The 1,480-nt window shown below is 67.8% G+C and carries 3 protein-coding genes; 2 read left to right on the top strand and 1 reads right to left on the bottom strand.

Annotated elements, in window-relative coordinates; all coding sequences use genetic code 11:
- Window positions 1–51: 51 nt before the first annotated feature.
- Entirely contained in the window at window positions 52–411 is a 360-nt protein-coding gene (locus ACFWBT_RS42995) for a DUF5133 domain-containing protein (protein ID WP_385710281.1), read from the bottom strand.
- A 211-nt stretch (window positions 412–622) separates the two neighbouring features.
- On the opposite strand from ACFWBT_RS42995, the gene ACFWBT_RS42990 reads away from it, so the two are divergent.
- Together ACFWBT_RS42990 and ACFWBT_RS42985 are read left to right on the top strand one after the other, a co-directional pair.
- Window positions 623–793: a hydrophobic protein gene (locus ACFWBT_RS42990; RefSeq protein WP_351557703.1), complete on the top strand. Its 171-nt coding sequence runs from the start codon at window positions 623–625 to the stop codon at window positions 791–793.
- Between the two features lie 63 nt (window positions 794–856).
- Window positions 857–1,426, top strand: a complete 570-nt coding sequence (locus ACFWBT_RS42985; RefSeq protein ID WP_385710277.1) for a Dps family protein — start codon at window positions 857–859, stop codon at window positions 1,424–1,426.
- Window positions 1,427–1,480 lie beyond the last annotated feature (54 nt).

Here is a 1,480-nt window from a genome sequence, read left to right as displayed (position 1 = left end):
GGTCACCACCCGGCCGGGTGGTGACCCCCACTTCCCGCGTACGCCCGGCGGTCAGAAGAGCGGCCCGGGCATGCCGAGGCTCTGGCCGTTCAAGGCCCGCACCTCGGTGGGCGGCTGCGTCAGCGGCGAGGTGGGCGCGCAGAGCCCGTTCGGCGAGACAGCCGACGACGTGCCGTTTCCCAGCAGTCCGCCCTGCTGAGCGTCCCGCCGGTTCCCTCCGGCCACGAGCATGGCGTCGGCCGCGACGACGGCGTCGTGCACGCTGGTCGTTCCCGTCATGACACAGAGCGTGTACGTGACGTCCTCCAGCCGGCGGGCCGTCTCCAGCGTCTCCTTCTCGGCGTACGCGATCTTCAGGGCCGCGTAACGCGTCAGCAGCCTCCGGACAACCTTCGGGTCGGGCACGAGCACGGCGAGGGCTCCTCTCACGAGTTTCCGTCCGTGTGCCCGGTTCAGGGCGATTCATTCGCAACAGGCGCCTCAGACAACCTATTTGGCCCAACGCCATCTCTCTGGCGGATTCCCGCCGCTTCCACCCCCGCGCAGAGCACGGCCCGGCGCCCCGATAGAAGGCGTGACTCAAAGGAACCAGGGCACTTGAAAGCACTGGAGGTTGATACCGATGGTTCCCCTGCTTCTCGTTCTTCTGCTCGCCCTGCTCCTTTTCGGCGCCGGTTTCGCCGTCAAGGCGCTGTGGTGGATAGCGATCATCGTGCTCGTCGTCTGGCTGGTCGGATTCGTGGCGCGTCCGGGGGCCTCCGGTGGCCGTCGCGGCCGCTGGTACCGCTGGTAGGCGCACCACGGACATCCGCGACCGAGAACACCCGCAATAGATCTGCGCGCGAAGGAAAGGCACATGGTGACTTCCACGACACCGCACTACACGGTTCCCGGCATCAGTACCCACGACGGTGGCCGGATCATCGAGGCACTGAGCACAAGGCTCCACGCTCTCAACGACCTTTCGCTCACGCTGAAGCACATCCACTGGAATGTGGTGGGCCCGCATTTCATCGCCGTTCACGAAATGCTCGATCCCCAGGTGGACCGTGTGCGTGACATGGCCGATGACACGGCCGAACGGATCTCCGCCCTCGGCGGGGTTCCGCACGGGACGCCGGGCGCGCTCGTCGCCGAGCGGAGCTGGGACGACTACAGCGTCGGCCGCGCCGACGCCATCGCCCACCTCGGCGCGCTCGACCTCGTCTACACAGGGATCGTCGAGGACCACCGCGCGGCCCTGGCCGAGGTCGGCAAGATCGATCCGGTGACCGAGGACCTGCTCATCGAACAGCTGCGCTCGCTCGAACAGTTCCAGTGGTTCGTCCGCGCACACCTGGAGAGTTCGGGCGGCTTCCTGTCGCAGGCGCGGGCCCACACGGAACGCGAGGCGGCGCGATCGGCCGAGCAGGGCGCCGCCCAGTAGTGGCGGGAGAAAGCGGCGGCGTACGTCGAGGGGCCCGAACCTGTTCTCCAGGTT

Origin of the sequence: Streptomyces sp. NPDC060027 (genome assembly GCF_042737005.1) — a bacterium.
Classification (GTDB): domain Bacteria; phylum Actinomycetota; class Actinomycetes; order Streptomycetales; family Streptomycetaceae; genus Streptomyces.
This window is presented reverse-complemented; position numbering and strand designations above follow the sequence as displayed.

Bases quoted from the DNA above. Each gene is read 5' to 3' on its own strand.
- ACFWBT_RS42990 (WP_351557703.1), top strand. From the start codon at position 623: ATGGTTCCCCTGCTTCTCGTTCTTCTGCTCGCCCTGCTCCTTTTCGGC.
- ACFWBT_RS42985 (WP_385710277.1), top strand. From the start codon at position 857: ATGGTGACTTCCACGACACCGCACTACACGGTTCCCGGCATCAGTACC.